Origin of the sequence: Streptomyces sp. NPDC086077 (genome assembly GCF_040686175.1) — a bacterium.
In the GTDB taxonomy this organism is placed as follows: Bacteria; Actinomycetota; Actinomycetes; order Streptomycetales; family Streptomycetaceae; genus Streptomyces.
In genome coordinates, this window is record NZ_JBFBJT010000009.1 from 48,372 (window position 1) to 67,038 (window position 18,667).

The 18,667-nt window shown below is 69.9% G+C and carries 14 protein-coding genes; 10 read left to right on the forward strand and 4 right to left on the reverse strand.

What is annotated here, in order from left to right; genetic code table 11:
- Positions 1 to 58: 58 nt before the first annotated feature.
- Both AB0O67_RS04640 and AB0O67_RS04645 read left to right on the forward strand, forming a co-directional pair.
- Complete coding sequence (locus AB0O67_RS04640) at positions 59 to 856, forward strand: GNAT family N-acetyltransferase (protein WP_365446028.1); 798 nt, start codon at positions 59 to 61, stop codon at positions 854 to 856.
- A gap of 290 nt (positions 857 to 1,146) precedes the next feature.
- On the forward strand, positions 1,147 to 3,132 hold the full coding sequence (locus AB0O67_RS04645; protein WP_365446031.1) for an ATP-dependent DNA helicase: 1,986 nt from the start codon (positions 1,147 to 1,149) through the stop codon (positions 3,130 to 3,132).
- Positions 3,133 to 3,413: 281 nt separating this feature from the next.
- On the opposite strand, the gene lexA is transcribed toward AB0O67_RS04645, so the two are convergent.
- Entirely contained in the window at positions 3,414 to 4,193 is a 780-nt protein-coding gene (lexA, locus tag AB0O67_RS04650; protein WP_365446034.1) for a transcriptional repressor LexA, read from the reverse strand.
- 562 nt (positions 4,194 to 4,755) lie between these two features.
- Here lexA and nrdR point away from each other — a divergent pair.
- Positions 4,756 to 5,307, forward strand: a complete 552-nt coding sequence (nrdR, locus tag AB0O67_RS04655; RefSeq protein ID WP_365446037.1) for a transcriptional regulator NrdR — start codon at positions 4,756 to 4,758, stop codon at positions 5,305 to 5,307.
- A 162-nt stretch (positions 5,308 to 5,469) separates the two neighbouring features.
- On the forward strand, positions 5,470 to 8,364 hold the full coding sequence (locus AB0O67_RS04660; RefSeq protein ID WP_365446040.1) for a vitamin B12-dependent ribonucleotide reductase: 2,895 nt from the start codon (positions 5,470 to 5,472) through the stop codon (positions 8,362 to 8,364).
- A 134-nt stretch (positions 8,365 to 8,498) separates the two neighbouring features.
- On the opposite strand, the gene AB0O67_RS04665 is transcribed toward AB0O67_RS04660, so the two are convergent.
- Positions 8,499 to 9,032: a TerD family protein gene (locus AB0O67_RS04665; RefSeq protein WP_365446043.1), complete on the reverse strand. Its 534-nt coding sequence runs from the start codon at positions 9,030 to 9,032 to the stop codon at positions 8,499 to 8,501.
- Positions 9,033 to 9,182: 150 nt separating this feature from the next.
- Here AB0O67_RS04665 and AB0O67_RS04670 point away from each other — a divergent pair, with 150 nt between their 5' ends.
- The 5 genes from AB0O67_RS04670 to AB0O67_RS04690 all read left to right on the forward strand — a co-directional run bounded on the left by AB0O67_RS04670 (position 9,183) and on the right by AB0O67_RS04690 (position 13,283).
- Entirely contained in the window at positions 9,183 to 9,788 is a 606-nt protein-coding gene (locus AB0O67_RS04670) for a YdbC family protein (RefSeq protein WP_365446046.1), read from the forward strand.
- 116 nt (positions 9,789 to 9,904) lie between these two features.
- Positions 9,905 to 10,564, forward strand: coding sequence for a histidine phosphatase family protein (locus AB0O67_RS04675; protein ID WP_365446049.1), 660 nt, complete (start codon positions 9,905 to 9,907; stop codon positions 10,562 to 10,564).
- 12 nt (positions 10,565 to 10,576) lie between these two features.
- Complete coding sequence (locus tag AB0O67_RS04680) at positions 10,577 to 11,479, forward strand: ADP-ribosylglycohydrolase family protein (protein WP_365446052.1); 903 nt, start codon at positions 10,577 to 10,579, stop codon at positions 11,477 to 11,479.
- A 380-nt stretch (positions 11,480 to 11,859) separates the two neighbouring features.
- Complete coding sequence (locus AB0O67_RS04685; RefSeq protein ID WP_365446055.1) at positions 11,860 to 12,561, forward strand: ribonuclease HII; 702 nt, start codon at positions 11,860 to 11,862, stop codon at positions 12,559 to 12,561.
- Between the two features lie 68 nt (positions 12,562 to 12,629).
- On the forward strand, positions 12,630 to 13,283 hold the full coding sequence (locus AB0O67_RS04690; protein WP_365446058.1) for a hypothetical protein: 654 nt from the start codon (positions 12,630 to 12,632) through the stop codon (positions 13,281 to 13,283).
- 223 nt (positions 13,284 to 13,506) lie between these two features.
- Here the strand turns inward: AB0O67_RS04690 and AB0O67_RS04695 are convergent, their stop codons facing one another.
- Positions 13,507 to 14,130: a hypothetical protein gene (locus AB0O67_RS04695; RefSeq protein WP_365446060.1), complete on the reverse strand. Its 624-nt coding sequence runs from the start codon at positions 14,128 to 14,130 to the stop codon at positions 13,507 to 13,509.
- A 287-nt stretch (positions 14,131 to 14,417) separates the two neighbouring features.
- Positions 14,418 to 16,583, reverse strand: coding sequence for a RecQ family ATP-dependent DNA helicase (locus AB0O67_RS04700; RefSeq protein ID WP_365446063.1), 2,166 nt, complete (start codon positions 16,581 to 16,583; stop codon positions 14,418 to 14,420).
- A gap of 141 nt (positions 16,584 to 16,724) precedes the next feature.
- Between AB0O67_RS04700 and AB0O67_RS04705 the strand changes: the two genes are divergently transcribed.
- Positions 16,725 to 18,359 (forward strand): DUF4192 domain-containing protein, encoded by a 1,635-nt coding sequence (locus tag AB0O67_RS04705; RefSeq protein ID WP_365446066.1) that lies wholly within the window; start codon positions 16,725 to 16,727, stop codon positions 18,357 to 18,359.
- Positions 18,360 to 18,667: the final 308 nt, after the last annotated feature.

Genomic DNA, 18,667 nt, shown 5'->3' on the forward strand with positions numbered 1-18,667 from the left:
CAACTGCCGCCATCCACAAGAAAAACGCCCCGACGCCGCCTTCTGAGAGGAGCCCCAAGTGCCTCCGACCGACGCGAGCACCGACGCCGCCACCGCACCCCTCACCGACGGGAGTCCCGGCCCGGGCGAGCACAAGGACCCGCCTCAGGACACCGACGCCGAGGACACGCTGGACCTGCGTCTGCCCGGCGAGTTCATCGCCTTCCTCGCCGGGCAGGAGCCCGAAGGGGACCGATCCGAGCCTGCCGCGGCACTACGCCTGACACCCGTACCGCCCGCCTCCGCAGACCTCCTCGACCAGGTCGGCGACTGGGGGCCGACCGATACACCCGCGGGCGCGTTCCAGCTCGTTCCCGTGCGCGTCGAGCGGGACCTGCCCCTCCTCGGCCGCTGGATGAAAGATCCCGCCGTTGCGACGTTCTGGGAGCTGGACGGGACCCAGGACCTGACCGAGAAGCACCTGAACGCCCAGCTGGCAGGTGACGGACGCAGCGTCCCCTGTCTCGGCGTGCTGGACGGCACCCCGATGAGCTACTGGGAGATCTATCGGGCCGACCTCGACTCGCTGGCCCGCTATTACCCGGCCCGGCCCCACGACACGGGCATCCACATCCTCATCGGCGATATCGCCAGACGAGGACAAGGGCTGGGCAGCATCCTTCTCCGATCCGTCGCGGACCTTGTCCTCGACAAACGGCCCGCCTGCGCGCGCGTCGTAGCGGAACCCGACATTCGCAACACCCCCTCCGTGGCCGCCTTCCTCAGCTCCGGTTTCCGGTTCGCCGCCGAGGCCGACCTGCCTGCCAAACGGGCCGCCCTCATGATGCGAGACCGGTCCCTGCGTCATCTGCTGTAGCGCTGTGCCACAGCGTCATCACTTTTGGTACACCGGCCGCGGCGATTCGGTTCCACTCGATTTCTTCGAGCTCGACGAAGGCGTGCGGCGACACGGTCAATCGATCTTCTGTCGCTCCGATCTGCCCAGATCCGATCTCCGGCGATCCTCACCGATCCCATGCCGTACGCAACCGATCCGCAGAGCACCCGGAACCCAGCCCACATCTCCGCCGTCACCGGACTTGATCCCACCCCCGCCCTCACCGCGATCACCCCTTTGTCAGTGCCGCGCCGTAGGGTGGTCGAGCTATGACGAAGCCCTCACTCCCCGAACTCCTGCATGCCGCCGTCACAGCCGTCGGTGGTACGGAGCGCCCCGGCCAGGTGACCATGGCCGAATCCGTCGCGGAGGCGATCGATGACGGTTCCCATCTGCTGGTCCAGGCCGGCACCGGCACCGGCAAGTCGCTGGGCTATCTGGTGCCCGCGCTCGCGCACGGCGAGCGGGTCGTCGTAGCGACCGCCACCTTGGCGCTGCAGCGCCAGCTGGTGGAGCGGGACCTGCCGCGCACGGTCGAGGCCCTGCACCCACTGCTGCGCCGCCGCCCGGAGTTCGCGATGCTGAAGGGCCGGTCGAACTACCTGTGTCTGCACCGCCTGCACGAGGGCGTGCCGCAGGACGAGGAGGAGGGTCTCTTCGACCAGTTCGAGGCGGCCGCACCCACCAGCAAGCTGGGCCAGGACCTGCTGCGGCTGCGCGACTGGTCGGACGAGACCGAGACCGGCGACCGCGACGACCTCACGCCGGGCGTGTCGGACCGCGCGTGGGCCCAGGTGTCGGTCTCGTCGCGGGAGTGCCTGGGTGCCTCGAAGTGCGCGTACGGCGCCGAGTGCTTCGCGGAGATGGCCCGGGAGCGCGCCAAGCTGTCCGACGTCGTCGTCACCAATCACGCCCTGCTCGCCATCGACGCCATCGAGGGCGCCCCGGTCCTCCCGCAGCACGAGGTGCTGATCGTGGATGAGGCGCACGAGCTGGTCTCCCGGGTCACCGGCGTCGCCACCGGTGAGCTGACCTCCGGCCAGGTCAACCGCGCCGTGCGGCGCGCCGCGAAGCTGGTCAACGAGAAGGCCGCAGACCAGCTCCAGACTGCCGCCGAGGGATTCGAGCGGCTGATGGAGCTGGCCCTGCCCGGTCGGCTCGAAGAAGTCCCGGAGGATCTCGGCTACGCGCTGACGGCACTGCGTGACGCCTGCCGTACGGTCATCTCCGCGATCGGCGCGACCCGCGAAAAGTCCGTCCAGGACGAGAACGCGGTCCGCAAGCAGGCACTGGCCTCCGTAGAGACGGTGCACGACGTGGCGGAGCGCATCACGCACGGCTCGGAGTGGGACGTCGTCTGGTACGAGCGCCACGACCGCTTCGGCGCCTCTCTCCGCGTCGCCCCCATGTCGGTCTCGGGCCTGCTCCGGGAGAAGCTCTTCGCGGACCGCTCCGTGACGCTGACCTCCGCGACCCTGAAGCTCGGCGGCGACTTCAACGGCGTCGGGGCCTCGCTCGGACTCGCCCCCGAAGGCACCGAGGGGGACGACTTCCCGCAGTGGAAGGGGGTCGACGTGGGCTCGCCGTTCGACTACCCGAGGCAGGGCATCCTCTACGTCGCCAAGCACCTGTCCCGCCCCGCGCGGGACGGCGATCGTGCGGACATGCTCGATGAGCTGACAGAGCTGATCCAGGCGGCGGGCGGGCGCACCCTCGGCCTGTTCTCCTCGATGCGGGGCGCCCAACTGGCCGCCGAGGAACTGCGCACGCGTATCCCCGAGTTCCCGATCCTCCTCCAGGGCGAGGAGACCCTCGGCGAGCTGATCAAGAACTTCGCGGCCGACCCGAAGACATGCCTCTTCGGTACGCTGTCGCTCTGGCAGGGCGTCGACGTGCCCGGCCCGAGCTGCCAGCTGGTCGTCATGGACAAGATCCCGTTCCCGCGCCCCGACGACCCGCTGATGAGCGCCCGCCAGAAGGCGGTGGAGGACGCCGGAGGCAACGGCTTCATGGCGGTGGCCGCCACCCACGCGGCCCTGTTGATGGCCCAGGGCGCCGGTCGCCTCGTACGGGCCTCGGGGGACCGCGGGGTGGTCGCCGTACTCGACCAGCGCCTGGCCACCGCTCGCTACGGGAGCTATCTGAAGGCGTCACTGCCCGACTTCTGGTTCACCACGGACCGTAATCAGGTCCGGAAGTCTCTGGCTGCCATCGACGCCGTGGCGAAGAAGGTGGAAGCAGAGCCGGCCACGTAGGCGGGGCGCGGTCGGCGCGAGGGCGCGCGGTGCGGTCGGCGAGTAGGCGGAAGTCCGGTGAAACGCGGGGCGGCCCGGCGCGCGATGCTGTCCAGGCCGCCCCGCCTCTTGTCTGCCCCCGGCCGGACTCCGGACGACCGTCGGCCTACTGGAATGCGGCCGGACGGCCTCTCGGCCCCGGCGGTAGATGCGCCGGACAGCGCAGGACCCCGGAACCGGCGCAGGGGTCCCGGGGCCCGGTCAAGGGAGGGCGGTCCTGTCAGGGCCGCCCGCAGCGGGCGTCACACCCGCCGCAGAACGGCGACCACCTTGCCGAGGATCGTCGCGTCGTCGCCCGGAATCGGCTCATAGGCGGAGTTGTGGGGCAGCAGCCAGACGTGGCCGTCCTCGCGCTTGAAGCGCTTGACGGTGGCCTCGCCGTCGAGCATCGCGGCCACGATGTCACCGTTCTCGGCGACCGGCTGGCGGCGGACGGTGACCCAGTCGCCGTCGCAGATCGCGGCCTCGATCATCGAGTCGCCGACGACCTTCAGCACGAACAGCTCACCGTCACCGACGAGCTGCCGGGGGAGCGGGAAGACGTCCTCCACCGACTCCTCGGCGAGGATCGGGCCACCGGCGGCGATGCGGCCGACCAGCGGGACGTACGACGCGGCGGGCTTGCCCGCGGTGTCCGTGGGCTGCACGGACGCGGCCTGGTCGGAGCCGCGCACCTCGTAGGCGCGCGGGCGGTGCGGGTCGCGGCGCAAGAAGCCCTTGCGCTCCAGTGCCATCAGCTGGTGCGCCACGGAGGACGTGCTGGACAGGCCGACCGCCTGGCCGATCTCGCGCATCGACGGCGGGTAGCCACGCCGCTGCACGGAGTCCCTGATGACCTCGATCACCCGGCGCTGCCGGTCGGTCAGCCCGGAGCTGTCCGCCCGGATGCCTGGAGGTCGGCCCGGCAGGGAGCGCTTTTGCCCCTCTGGGTTCGTGGCTTCGTTCATCGCATGCACCGGCTCGAGTCGGCCCTGGGAGCGGTCCTGGGCAGTGATGGTGGCACTGTCTGCGGTGGTGGTCACGTCGGCCCCTCTCGATGGTCTCCCTGCGGCACAACGGTAGTTGCTTTCGAAAGGTTGCGCCAAACACACGTTCGAGTGAAAAAGTGCGAATCACCGGACGTGATCTTGCGTCTGGGTGTAATGGCTAACGCGGAGTCCCGCGGACAAAAGCGCACATTGTTGTACCCTCCACCGCTGGGATGACCCTCGTGAAGTGCGGCCCAGTCTGCCATCCGGGGCCCCGCCGGTCGGGCACCGACCCCTTTCCGCGCGGGAAGTCGTACGTCTTCTCCCTGTGGCGCCCACGGTATCTCCCCACCTGCGACCGCGATACGGCGGTGCGCCCAGGTGGCCGGTGTGCCGCACGCGCGCCTGGGGCTCCGTGGTGCCTCCGTCGACACGCGAGCCTCAATGGATGTACGAGCCAATCCCCACATCTAGTGGTTGGATGGCTACAGCGGCCCAGAAGTTGTGGTCCCCCCGGTCTTGGCTCGCACGATCATCGCCTATGCTTGTGCTCGCTTCGAGGGGCCCAAGGGTCCGTTGAGGCTATTGAGTCTGCTGTGAGGAGGGTTGGGAATCCATGCACTGCCCCTTCTGCAGGCACCCCGACAGCCGTGTGGTCGACAGTCGTACGACCGACGACGGCACGTCGATCCGCAGGCGCCGCCAGTGCCCTGACTGCTCCCGTCGTTTCACGACCGTGGAGACGTGCTCGCTCATGGTGGTGAAGCGGTCCGGAGTCACCGAGCCCTTCAGTCGCACCAAGGTCATCAACGGCGTGCGCAAGGCATGCCAGGGGCGGCCTGTCACCGAGGACGCGCTCGCCCTGCTCGGCCAGCGGGTCGAGGAGGCGGTGCGGGCCACCGGGAGTGCCGAGCTGACCACCCACGACGTGGGGCTGGCCATACTCGGCCCGCTGCAGGAGCTCGATCTCGTCGCCTATCTGCGATTCGCGTCCGTCTACCGGGCGTTCGAGTCGCTGGAGGACTTCGAGGCGGCGATCGCGGAACTCAGGGAAAAGCCGGAACACCCCGCCGCGGACGACGAAGCCGACGGCACGGGGAGCCAGGAAGACGACCGCGGGTCCGGAGGGGCAGCTCAGCTCCCCGAGCCCGCGCGCTCCGCCGACTGAACGGCGGGCCGGGCCCGGAGGCGGCATCCGGGCCGGCCGGTCGGCGGCGACCGAAGACCTGTTGCGGGCGGCAGTGAGAGGGCCGCGCAACACCAGACAGAACACCGTGCCACGGGAACATCGGGGCACTTCAGGGCGTTTTTGCCCGTAGAGGGAGGCGGCATGACAGAGACGGCGAGCGGTCCGGCACGGAGTTCCCGCGCCAAGGGCACCAAGGCGACCAAGGGACTGCGTATCGAGCGCATCCACACCACCCCCGGCGTACATCCGTACGACGAGGTGGCCTGGGAGCGCCGTGACGTCGTCATGACCAACTGGCGCGACGGCTCGATCAATTTCGAGCAGCGTGGCGTCGAGTTCCCCGACTTCTGGTCGGTGAACGCGGTCAACATCGTCACCAGCAAGTACTTCCGGGGTGCCGTGGGCACCCCGCAGCGCGAGACCGGCCTCAGGCAGCTGATCGACCGCATCGTGAAGACGTACCGGAAGGCCGGCGAGGACTACAACTACTTCGCCTCGCCCGCCGACGCCGAAATCTTCGAGCACGAGCTGGCCTACGCCCTCCTGCACCAGATCTTCAGCTTCAACAGCCCCGTCTGGTTCAACGTCGGCACTCCCCAGCCGCAGCAGGTCTCGGCCTGCTTCATCCTGTCCGTCGACGACTCCATGGAGTCGATCCTCGACTGGTACAAGGAAGAGGGCATGATCTTCAAGGGCGGCTCCGGCGCCGGCCTGAACCTCTCCCGCATCCGCTCCTCCAAGGAGCTGCTCTCCTCCGGCGGCAACGCCTCCGGCCCGGTGTCCTTCATGCGCGGTGCCGACGCCTCCGCAGGAACGATCAAGTCCGGTGGCGCCACCCGTCGTGCCGCCAAAATGGTCATCCTCGACGTCGACCACCCCGACATCGAGGACTTCATCGAGACCAAGGTGAAGGAAGAGGAGAAGATCCGCGCCCTGCGCGACGCGGGCTTCGACATGGACCTGGGCGGCGACGACATCACGTCCGTCCAGTACCAGAACGCCAACAACTCGGTCCGTGTGAACGACGAGTTCATGAAGGCGGTCGAGCAGGGCGGCAAGTTCGGCCTCCGCGCGCGGATGACCGGCGAGGTCATCGAAGAGGTCGACGCCAAGTCCCTGTTCCGCAAGATGGCCGAGGCCGCCTGGGCCTGCGCCGACCCGGGCATCCAGTACGACGACACCATCAACCACTGGCACACGTGCCCGGAGTCCGGCCGCATCAACGGCTCGAACCCGTGCAGCGAGTACATGCACCTGGACAACACGTCCTGCAACCTCGCCTCGCTGAACCTGATGAAGTTCCTCAAGGACGACGGCAAGGGCAACCAGTCCTTCGAGGTCGAGCGCTTCGCCAAGGTCGTCGAGCTGGTCATCACCGCGATGGACATCTCGATCTGCTTCGCGGACTTCCCGACGCAGAAGATCGGCGAGAACACCCGCGCGTTCCGTCAGCTCGGCATCGGCTACGCCAACCTCGGCGCCCTGCTGATGGCGACCGGCCACGCGTACGACTCCGACGGCGGCCGTGCCCTGGCCGGCGCCATCACCTCCCTGATGACCGGCACGTCGTACCGGCGATCCGCCGAACTCGCCGCGGTCGTCGGCCCGTATGACGGCTACGCCCGCAACGCCCAGCCGCACCAGCGGGTCATGAAGCAGCACTCCGACGCCAACGGCAAGGCCGTCCGCATGGACGACCTGGACACGCCGATCTGGGCCGCCGCCACGGAGGCCTGGCAGGACGTGCTGCGCCTCGGCGAGAAGAACGGTTTCCGTAACTCCCAGGCGTCCGTCATCGCCCCCACCGGCACCATCGGTCTGGCGATGTCCTGCGACACCACCGGCCTGGAGCCCGACCTCGCGCTGGTCAAGTTCAAGAAGCTGGTCGGCGGCGGCTCGATGCAGATCGTCAACGGCACCGTCCCGCAGGCCCTGCGCCGCCTGGGCTACCAGGAGGAGCAGATCGAGGCGATCGTCGCCCACATCGCCGACCACGGCAATGTCGTCGACGCCCCGGGCCTCAAGCACGAGCACTACGAGGTGTTCGACTGCGCCATGGGCGAGCGCTCCATCTCCGCGATGGGCCACGTCCGGATGATGGCCGCGATCCAGCCGTGGATCTCCGGCGCCCTGTCCAAGACGGTCAACATGCCGGAGTCGGCGACCGTCGAGGAGGTCGAGGAGATCTACTTCGAGGCCTGGAAGATGGGCGTCAAGGCGCTCGCCATCTACCGCGACAACTGCAAGGTCGGCCAGCCCCTCTCCGCCAAGACCAAGGAGAAGGAGAAGACCGAGATCACGGAGAAGGCCGAGGCCACCATCCGCGAGACGGTCGAGAAGGTCGTCGAGTACCGCCCGGTCCGCAAGCGGCTGCCGAAGGGACGTCCCGGTATCACCACGTCCTTCACCGTCGGCGGCGCCGAGGGCTACATGACGGCCAACTCCTACCCGGACGACGGCCTCGGCGAGGTCTTCCTGAAGATGTCCAAGCAGGGCTCGACCCTCGCGGGCATGATGGACGCCTTCTCGATCGCCGTGTCGGTGGGCCTGCAGTACGGCGTGCCGCTGGAGACGTACGTCTCGAAGTTCACGAACATGCGCTTCGAGCCGGCGGGTATGACCGACGACCCCGACGTCCGCATGGCCCAGTCGATCGTCGACTACATCTTCCGCCGCCTGGCGCTGGACTTCCTGCCGTTCGAGACGCGCTCCGCGCTCGGCATCCACTCCGCCGAGGAGCGTCAGCGGCACCTGGAGACCGGTTCGTACGAGCCGTCGGACGAGGACGTGGACGTCGAGGGCCTGGCCCAGTCGGCGCCGCGCGCTCAGGAACTCAAGGCCGTCGCCATGCCGAAGGCCGAGGTCGAGGCGGCCAAGCCCGCCCCGCAGCAGGCCCACACCAGCGCCGAGCTGGTGGAGATGCAGCTGGGCATCCAGGCCGACGCCCCGCTGTGCTTCTCGTGCGGCACGAAGATGCAGCGCGCCGGCTCCTGCTACATCTGCGAGGGCTGCGGCTCGACGAGCGGCTGCAGCTGACGCCTGACAGATAGTCCCTGAGAACGAGGGGCGTCGGCTGTGTGCCGGCGCCCCTCGTTGTCGTATGCGCTCAGGTCTGTGCTCGGCGGCAGTCGTGCCGCTGGGGTGGCACGTGATGCGAAGGCGGCGTGGGGTCAGGGCTGGTGCGGGCGGCCCATCGAGCTCGTGAAACTGGTGGGATCGTCCTCGAAGCCGTGCACGCCGGAGTGGAAGTCCCAGGCCCCGGAGTCGCTGCGGACGAACTCCGCGACCCTGGCCGCCGTGGAGCCAAGGACGCTGCCGAAGTCGTCCGTGGCGAGGTCCGTGTAGCCCTCGCGGATGCGCAGGGACGGTTTGACCACACTGACGAACGTGCGCCGGTCGGGGCGCTGCTGGATGATGACGCCGACCACCACGCGCCCGTAGCGGGGGTCCAGCCGGTCGAGTTCCACCGTCAGGACCTCGTCCCACCCGAAGCCCTTGCCGTCCTTGCTGTCCCGGTTGAGCGTGATGGTGCCGTCGGGGGAGCGGCTGTCGAAGTGGACCATGTAGGCGGGATCGCCGTACGGATCACTTGCCAGGTAGGTGGCGGCCACTATGTCCAGATCGGTCGGCGGCTGCCCCGCCGCACTCGGGTCCCACTTGACCGCGATCTCGACCTTGCGGATCCCCTTGCTGATGCCGCTCATCGGACGTCGTCCCCCTTCCATGCGCCCGCAGCCCGAACTGCCGGGCGATCCAAGCCGGTTGTCCATCCTGCCACGCGCGCGGGTGGGCGTGCGCGAGTGCGCCGCGTCCGAACGTGACCGGCGCCACGCCCGTGGCCGTACGATGGCGCGGTGCTGGTCAAGTGGATTCGCTGCACCGTGGTGGACCGCCGCGGCTTCGAGCGGGGGCAGCGAAAATGGGCGGGGCTTCCGGGGGAGCCGGGATTTCGGGGACAGGGCGGGGGCTGGAGCCGGAGCCGGCCCTCGGTGGCGCACATCTTCGCCTTCTGGGAAAGCCGTGCCTTCTACGACTCCTTCATGGCACGCTCCCACGACCGGCTGGCCACGGCCCAGGTCGGCACCTTCAAGGATGCCCAGGTCAGGCTGTTCGACTACCGCTTCGACGTGAAGACGGGCTTCGAACCGCGCTTCACGGACGCCGACCTGGTCCGGGTGGCCCTCTGCCGCATCCACGAGGAGCGCGTCGAGAACTTCACGCTGATGCAGGAGAAGGTGTGGAACCCCGCGATGGCCGGCTCACCGGGGATGATCCGCGGGCTGTTCGCCGAGGCCCCGGGCCATGAGTTCATGGTCCTTTCGATGTGGCGGTCGGCCGCCGAGCACGGCAAGTACCGCACCGAGCGCGTGGAGAGGCTCGCTCTGCGGGCGCAGACGGAGGCGGACGTCGCGGCACTCACGGGCGACATCGTGGAACTGGAGCCGACCTGGATCGTCTGATCCGGTCCCGGAGAACGTGCGCCCTATGTGGCGTATGGTGCGGGAAGTGTGTGACCTACGCCGTATGGAGCCCGTACGAGTGCTCGATATGGCCTCGCCCGAACTAGGGTTTTGGCATGGCACGACCACGGCGCATCGTCCTTGTCCGGCACGGCGAGTCAATGGGCAATATTGATGACTCCGTGTACGAACGCGAACCCGATCACTCACTGGCACTGACTGAACGCGGATGGCGACAGGCCGAGGACGCCGGCAAGCGGCTGCGCGACCTCTTCGGACGCGAACCGGTGAGCGTGTACGTCTCGCCGTACCGCCGCACCCACGAGACGCTCCGCGCCTTCCACCTCGACCCCGACCTGATACGCGTGCGCGAGGAGCCCCGGCTGCGCGAGCAGGACTGGGGAAACTGGCAGGACTGCGACGACGTAAGGCTGCAGAAGGCCTACCGCGACGCGTACGGGCACTTCTTCTACCGCTTCGCGCAGGGCGAAAGCGGCGCCGACGTGTACGACAGGGTCGGCGGCTTCCTGGAGAGTCTGTACCGCAGCTTCGAGGCGCCGGATCATCCGTCCAACGTTCTTCTGGTGACGCACGGCCTGGCCATGAGGCTGTTCTGCATGCGCTGGTTCCACTGGACCGTCGCCGAGTTCGAGTCGCTGTCGAATCCCGGGAACGGCGAGATACGGATGCTCGTTCTGGGGGAGGACGGCAAGTACACGCTTGACCGGCCGTTCGAGCGCTGGCGAGACCCGAAACCGTACGGGACCACTGGATAGAGTGGCAGAGCGATGACTGACTCCTCTCCCGGCTGGCGCCTGGATCGCGCCCTGGCCAGCCTGCGCGGACTCGCGGTCGGGGACGCCCTGGGCTCCCAGTTCTTCGTACCGGTGAACTACCCGCTGCTCAAGCGCCGCGAGCCGCCACCCGGCCCCTGGCAGTGGACCGACGACACGGAGATGGCCTGCTCCGTGGTCGCCGTCCTCGCCGCCCACCGGCGGATCGACCAGGACGCCCTCGCGCACTCCTTCGCCGACCGTCACGACTTCGACCGCGGCTACGGCCCCGCGGTGAACCGGATGCTCCGGCTGATCCGCGAGGGCGGCGACTGGCGGGAGCTGTCCTCCGCGCTCTTCAATGGAAGGGGCTCCTGGGGCAACGGAGCCGCGATGCGCATCGCTCCGCTGGGTGCCTGGTACGCCGGCGACCCCGAGCAGGCCACGCACCAGGCGGAGATCTCCGCCTACCCGACACATCAGCACCGTGAGGCCGTGGTCGGCGCCATGGCCGTCGCCGCGGCCGCCGCGCTGGTGGGCGCCCCCGGCGGACCGCCGAGCCCCGAGTCGCTGCTCGACGACGTCGTCGCACTCGTGCCGAAGAGCGCCGTCGGCGCGGGGCTGCGCCGCGCCCGGGACATGCTCGACTACGGCGATCCGGCCACGGTCGCGGCGGTACTGGGCTGCGGGCGGCGGACGTCCGCCCATGACACCGTGCCCTTCGCCCTCTGGTCGGCCGCGCGCTCCCTCGGCGACTACGAGCAGGCGTTCTGGACGACCGCCCAGGCCGGCGGCGACGTGGACACCACCTGCGCCATCGTGGGCGGCGTGCTCGCCGCGGGGAAGGCAGGGGCGCCGCCCGCGGAGTGGGCGGCGCAGACGGAGGCGCTGCCCGACTGGCTGGGGGCTTCGGCCTAGACCGGTTCGGATTCACGAATGCGATGGCGTGCGGGATGAGCGCTTCCGCGACGTCGTCCCGCGCCGCGTGATGGACCCGTGGTCAGGGTGCTGCACAAGATGATCGGCCGAGGAATCGAGCAGGTGGAGGTGCGGTCCGACGCGGCGAGCGGCGACGTCGTGTCGGCGAGGGATGTGCCGGTCGATTGTGTGCGGGAGCGAATGGTCGGACCAGGACCTCGAGGAGCCGGACGACCGGTCGACGAAGATCCGGACGAGCAGCCGACGGTCGCGCTGGTGCGCCCGCCCGGAGGCTTGGACCAGGGCTGCGCCGCCCCTGGCGGTGGCTTGGGGGACCAGGGTGTCGGAGGTGCTCGGGAGCGGCGTAATCTAAGTGCGCCATGCCGTACGAACCACCCACTCACACCGTCGAGCGCTCCCTCCGCGCAACGACCGGAGCGAAGATCATTGCCGGTGTCGACGAGGTGGGGCGCGGCGCCTGGGCCGGTCCCGTCACCGTCTGCGCGGCGATCACCGGACTGCGCCGGCCTCCCCTGGGTCTCACCGACTCCAAGCTGCTCACCGTGAAACGGCGGACCGAGCTCGCCGAGCTGTTGCGGACCTGGGTGACCTCGTACGCCGTGGGGCACGCGTCCCCGGAGGAGATCGACGACCTCGGGATGACGGCGGCGCTGCGGATCGCGGCCGTGCGAGCCCTGGACGCGCTGCCGATCCGTCCCGACGCGGTGATCCTCGACGGCAAGCACAACTATCTCGGGGCGCCGTGGCAGGTCCGTACAGTGATCAAGGGCGATCAGTCGTGCGTGGCCGTGGCGGCTGCCTCGGTGATCGCCAAGGTTCAGCGCGACAAAATGATGGCCGAACTGGGTATCGACCATGCAGACTTCGGTTTTGCGGACAACGCCGGGTATCCCTCACCCGTGCACAAGGCCGCACTGGCGGAGCGGGGCCCCACCCCCTACCACCGGTTGTCGTGGGCGTATCTTGATGCGCTGCCGCAATGGCGGCACCTCAAGAAGGCCCGCAGCTGGGCGGACGGAAGCGTTCCGGAGATCGACGGTCAGCTCAACTTCGATTTCTGACGGTTCCGGTCGCACGTATGTCCCACCCACTGGCGCGACCCGTACCAACGTTTGATAGACATCAACTCATGCCTCTCTTCCCCGAGGAGCCTCAGATTCACGAGAGTGCCCAGGGTCCCCGCGCTGCTTCGGCCAGTGGCCGTACCGCGCCGACCCCTCGTCCCGTACCCGGCCCCCGCCCCGCGGCCCCGCCGCGTCCTGGTCGTCCCGGCGCTCTCCGGCCCTCGCCGCCGGCGCAGCGCTCGGGTGCGGTCGGGTCCGCCAAGCCCGGCGCCGCGGGTCCGCCCGTAACCGCCACCCCTGCCGCGTCCGGTCCGGCTTCGGCTCCGGCGACTCCGCAGATCCAGCTCATCCCGGCCCCGGCCCAGGGTGCGCTCGACGCTGCCGAGGAAGCCGTGGACCTGCTGCTGGAGTCCGGCCGCGCCCCCAGTGACGTCCTGGTGATCACCACCGGCGAGCCGCACCCCTGGGCCGCTCATGAGCTGTCCTTCGGTGAGGCGTCCTACTGGGCGCAGCACGACGCCGGCGACGACGTCTTCTACGCCGATGCCGCCGTGACCGACCGTGCCGCGTCCCGGCCTGTGGTCGTGGTCGCCGTCAACGGTGGTTCCGACACAGCTGCCGCCACCGCACTGCCTCTGGCTCTCACCCGGGCCGGCGCCCTGCTGATCGTCTGCGGCGACCCGCAGCAGATCAACTCGGTGCTGGGCGCGGGCGTCTGAGCCGGGTTCCAGCAGATCGGGGGTGTCGGGTCGGCCATTACGCCGTCCCGGCGGCCACTGCACGGTGCGGCCTTTGGCGTGCTCGCGTGGCGGGTGTGCGCGGGCGATCCACGACTGTCCTCCGGCCTGTCCGGAGGGGCGGGGCCTCTGTGGTGCCACGCTGACCGGTCGCCGTCTGCGGTCGGTGTGCCGCGCCGGTCCCGGTGCTCGGGGCCGGCGGCCCTCAGCGGGCTGCCACGCGGCTCAGGATGTCGGAGGCGGCGCCTCCGGTGCGCGGCGGCGGGGGCGGTGCCTCCGACGTCGCGAACGGCTCGGGCGCCGATGCGGAGTTGGGGCGGCGGCCGCCCCGGCCCTCGCCGAGGACCTGCCAGCCGTCGCGGGTCAGCGTGATGTACGCCCCGCAGCGCAGTCCGTGCAGTGTGCAGGCGTCACGCAGACCCCACATCCACGCGCCGTCCTCCTCCGTCCAACGCGCGTCGCCCTCCCGGCAATAGAGCAGCACGGCGGTTCGTACCGGTGTGCGGCGGCGCAGGTCGTGTGGGATGACCCGGCGCAGTTGGTCGAGCAGCGCGTTGCGGAGGACCCAGCCGTCGGCGGCCGTCGGACGCCTGGCGAACGAGGCGCTCGCGCACAGCCGATCGTCCACGTCGAGGACAGCCACGATCGCCGTGGACGGGGCGGGGCGGTGTCGCGTGTGCAGGCCGCTGACGACTTCCCGGGGGTTGCGCAGCAGTGGGATGCCCGCGGCGGCCCACTCCGCGGGTTCCAGCAGTCGCGCCCCAGCGTTGACTGATGCGGCGGAAGTCGACGTGGATGCCGCGGAGGACGGAGCGAATCCGAAGGTCACGTTCCTCCCTTCGGCTACGCGCCCACACTACGGGCGAGGTCTGGATCGGGGGAGCGCACACCGCAGCAGAGCCCTACCTGATCACGGGGTGAGCCGTGCGGGGAGCGGACCTCAATTCTTCCCGCCGAACTGGGATGCGGCAACGAGCAATTGGGGCGCCCGGCCCTTATGGAGTGGTCCGTGGCTTATATCCGTACCCCGTGGGCTGCTGGGTGATGCCAGGTGGGACAACGCAGGTAGCGGGTGTGGGCGGTACGCGCGCGTGCGCTGCGAATGCAGGTGCTTGCTCAGCCCTGTACGGCGAGGACGAGAGGCAACACCCCCTGCGCGCCCGCGCGCCGGAGCAGGCGGGCGGTGACCGCAAGGGTCCAGCCCGTCTCCGTGAAGTCGTCCACGAGAAGGACAGGGCCAGGCGTCTCGGCCAGCGCCGCGCCGAGGGCGGGCGGTACGGCCAGCGCTCCGTCGAGTGCCTTGAGGCGCTGGGCGCTGTTGCTCCGTGAGACCGGCGGCACGTCGGCCGCGTACTCCACCGAACCCAGCAACGGCAGTCGGCCGACCTCCGCGATGCGCGCGCCCAGCGAGCTGATCAGCTGTGGCCGGGTACGCGAGGCGACCGTGACCACGCCTACGGGACGCGGCTGGGCGTCCGCCGCACCCGGAGCCCAGCCACCGGGCCCCTTGGCCCAGTCGGCCAGCACACCGACCACCGCCTTCGCCACGTCGTCCGGCACGGGACCGTCCGGGGCCTGCGGCGCGAGCATCGGCCGTAGCCGGTTGCCCCAGCCGATGTCCGACAACCGTCCCAGAGCGCGGCCCGGCCAGGCCTGATCACCGGCCGGGATACGGCCCTTGAGGTCCACGCCGATCGCGGGCAGACCGGTGGGCCACATCCGGCGGGGCTCCACCTCGACACCCGCCCGGCCCAGATCGACGCGTGCGGCCTCCAGCGCGGACGTCGACGTGTCCGCGGTGAAGCGCGCACCGGCGCAGTTGTCACAGCGGCCGCAAGGCTTGGCGCCCTCGTCGTCCAGCTGGCGTTGCAGGAACTCCATGCGGCATTCCGTGGTCGCCGCGTAGTCCCGCATCGCCTGCTGCTCTGCCTTGCGCTGCCGGGCGACCCAGTCGTAACGCTCCGAGTCGTACGTCCATGGCTGCCCGGTCGCGATCCAGCCGCCCTTGACCCGGTGCACCGCCCCGTCCACGTCGAGGACCTTGAGCATGGTCTCCAGCCGGGAGCGGCGCAGCTCCACCAGCGGTTCCAGGGCGGGCAGCGACATCGGCCGCTCCGCGCGTGCGAGGACGTCGAGCGTGCGGCGCACCAGCTCTTCCGAGGGGAAGGCGAGGGAGGCGAAGTACTCCCAGATCGCCTCGTCCTCCCTTCCGGGCAGCAGGAGGACCTCGGCGTGCTTTACGCCACGGCCCGCACGGCCGACCTGCTGGTAGTAGGCGATGGGGGAGGAGGGCGAGCCGAGGTGCACCACGAAACCGAGGTCGGGCTTGTCGAATCCCATCCCGAGGGCCGAAGTGGCGACCAAGGCCTTGACCTTGTTCCCGAGCAGGTCGTCCTCGGCCTGCTGGCGCTCGGCGTTCTCCGTCTTCCCGGTGTACGAGGCGACAGCGTGTCCCCTATGGCGCAGGAACGCGGTGACCTCCTCCGCGGCGGCCACGGTCAGCGTGTAGATGATCCCCGAACCCGGCAGATCGTCGAGATGGTCGGCGAGCCACGCCATGCGGTGCGCGGCGTCCGGCAGCGGCAGCACACCGAGACTCAGGCTCTCCCGGTCCAGCGGGCCCCTCAGGATCAGGGCGTCCGACGTGCCGCCGGTACCGAGCTGCTCCGCGACATCGGCCGTCACGCGCGCGTTGGCGGTGGCCGTGGTGGCGAGCACGGGCACGCCCGCCGGCAGATCGGTGAGCATGGTGCGCAGCCGCCGGTAGTCCGGGCGGAAGTCGTGGCCCCAGTCGGAGATGCAGTGGGCCTCGTCCACGACCAGGAGCCCGGTCGTCGCCGAGAGCGCGGGCAGCACCTGGTCGCGGAAGTCCGGGTTGTTGAGGCGCTCCGGGCTGACCAGCAGGACGTCGACCTCGCCCGCGGCGATCTCCGCCTGGACGGCGTCCCACTCCTCGGTGTTCGCGGAGTTGATCGTCCGGGCGTGGATCCCGGCGCGTGCCGCGGCCTCGACCTGGTTGCGCATCAGCGCGAGCAGCGGGGAGACGATCACGGTGGGACCGCTGCCGCGGGCCCGCAGCAACGAGGTCGCCACGAAATACACCGCGGACTTGCCCCAGCCCGTGCGCTGCACGACCAGGGCCCGGCGCTTCTCGGCGACCAGCGCCTCGATAGCCCGCCACTGGTCCTCGCGCAGCCGGGCCGTGCCTGTGGCGTCCCCGACCAGGCGCGCGAGGACGGCGTCGGCGTCCGCGCGGAGTTCCGCGTTGCTCGTGTGCTCCATGCGTCCATACAACAGGACGGCACTGACAGACGGGCGGGCCGGCCGCAGGCGTGGGTCAGGAATGAGCGAAGGTGTCGTGTCCCTGATCGGACTTATCCACAGGCCCAAGCGGAGTTTTGGATTCCGCGAGATCGTCGGCGCATGACGCATCACGGCGAACCGACTGGATCCTTCGACAACGACGACGTGGCCGAGTGGGCCGGGGCGCGCCGACCCCACGGTCACGACCACCACGACGACGCGCACACGCCACATGACGACGCGCGCACACCACATGACGGCAAGGCGCACACGCCACATGACGACGCGCGCACACCACATGACGGCAAGGCGCGCACACCACATGACGGCAAGGCGCGCACGACGAACGACGGCAATGCGCACACGGCACACGACGGCAATATCCACGACGCCGCCTCCACGAACTGTGACGTACTCCCCGCCGCCCACCGCGTCACTCTGCGCACCCCGGCCGAGCTGGCCGACGCCCTGCCGTATCTGCTCGGGTACCGCCCGGAGGACAGCATCGTCCTGGTCGCCCTGCATGGCGGCCGCGGGCGGTTCGGCGGCCGGGCGCGACTGGGTATTCCGGCGAATCCGGACGACTGGGAGTCCGTCGCGGGGCAGCTGGCGCACGGCCTGATCCGCGGAAGCGAGCGCAGAGGGGCACGACCGGAACAGATCGTGGCGTACGTCTGCCAGGAGCCCGGCAAAGGTGAGACGGGCCAGCACGTCATGGAGCGGCTCCGCCCGCTGGCCCACCATCTGCGATACCAGTGCGGCCAGCTCGACGTGCCGGTGATCGAGGCCCTGTGCATCTCGGGCAGCCGCTTCTGGTCGTACTGCTGCGAGATCAAGGGATGCTGCCCGGACGAGGGCCTGCCCATGGGACTGCCGGGTACGTCGGTGCTGGCCGCCGCGGCCACCTACGCAGGTCTCCAGGTCCGCGGGACCCTGCGTGAGTTGAGGGCGAGGCTCCAGCCCTGGGAGACGGCAGCGGCACTGGAGCAGGAGACCGCGCTGGACTCCGGCAGCATGGCCCTCGTCCCCAGGATGCTCGACGGCACCAGTCGCACGGACGTGGCCGAGGAGACGGTGGAGCTGGCCCGACAGGTCATGAGCCGGCTGGCCGGTGCGCCGCCCGCGTCCGGCGCGTTCATGGCGGACCTCCGCGACGACGGCCTGCTCCGGAGCGAGGAAGCGGCGACCTTGATTCTCGGCCTGCAGGACCGCACCACCCGCGATCGGGTGGCCGAGTGGATGGAGGGCGACGAGGCAGCCCACGCACTACGGCTCTGGCGAGCCCTGGCCCGCCGCTGCGTCGGCCCCTATGGCGAGCACGCGGCAGCGCCCCTCACTCTCGCGGGCTGGGTGGCCTGGTCGACCGGCGACGACCTCGAAGCAAGGGAGGCGCTGGCCATGGCACTGGGGGCCGATCCCAGCTATCTCTTCGCCCGACTTCTGCACCAGGCCGTCAACGAAGGCCTTGATCCGGAATCGATCCGCCGCTGCCTGCGCGCGGAGCGGGAGGACCGAGACCGGATCACACCCGACGTCGCCGACACGCGCTCCCTTGCGGATCAAAAAGTGCGGAAGAAGGCGTCGCCACGGCGCAGGGTGTCAGAGGGAGGGACTGGTCCGGGGCACGGGCGCGGCGGCGGTACGCGTCCGCCCTCGGCAGGGAAGGGAAGCGTACGGCGTCGTGGCACTTCCCGGCGAGGCGTTTCTCCTGCTCGCAGCGACTGTGAGGGGGACGTACGAGGGGCGGTCGAGTGAGCTGCCCGATCAGTCGGGGCCAAGGTGCTCACCAGCGTTCTTTCGCGGACTGGAGTGCCCGTGCCGAGTGCGGTGGTACGCGTCCCGCCTGCCATTCGGTTGGGCCGACCGGGTATGGGCGTGACCCGAAGGAGCCCCTTTCCGTTCACCTGAGTGGCGGAACGCCTGGACGGGTCGAGCCGCCGCAATGCCACGTCCCGACCGAGCCTTGCGCCCGGCCTCGATCCAGCCCGAGGCGCACAGAGCGCAGAGGAAGCAGCCCGATGCACCAGCCGACTCCGCCCACGGCCGACCGCACGATCCGTGGC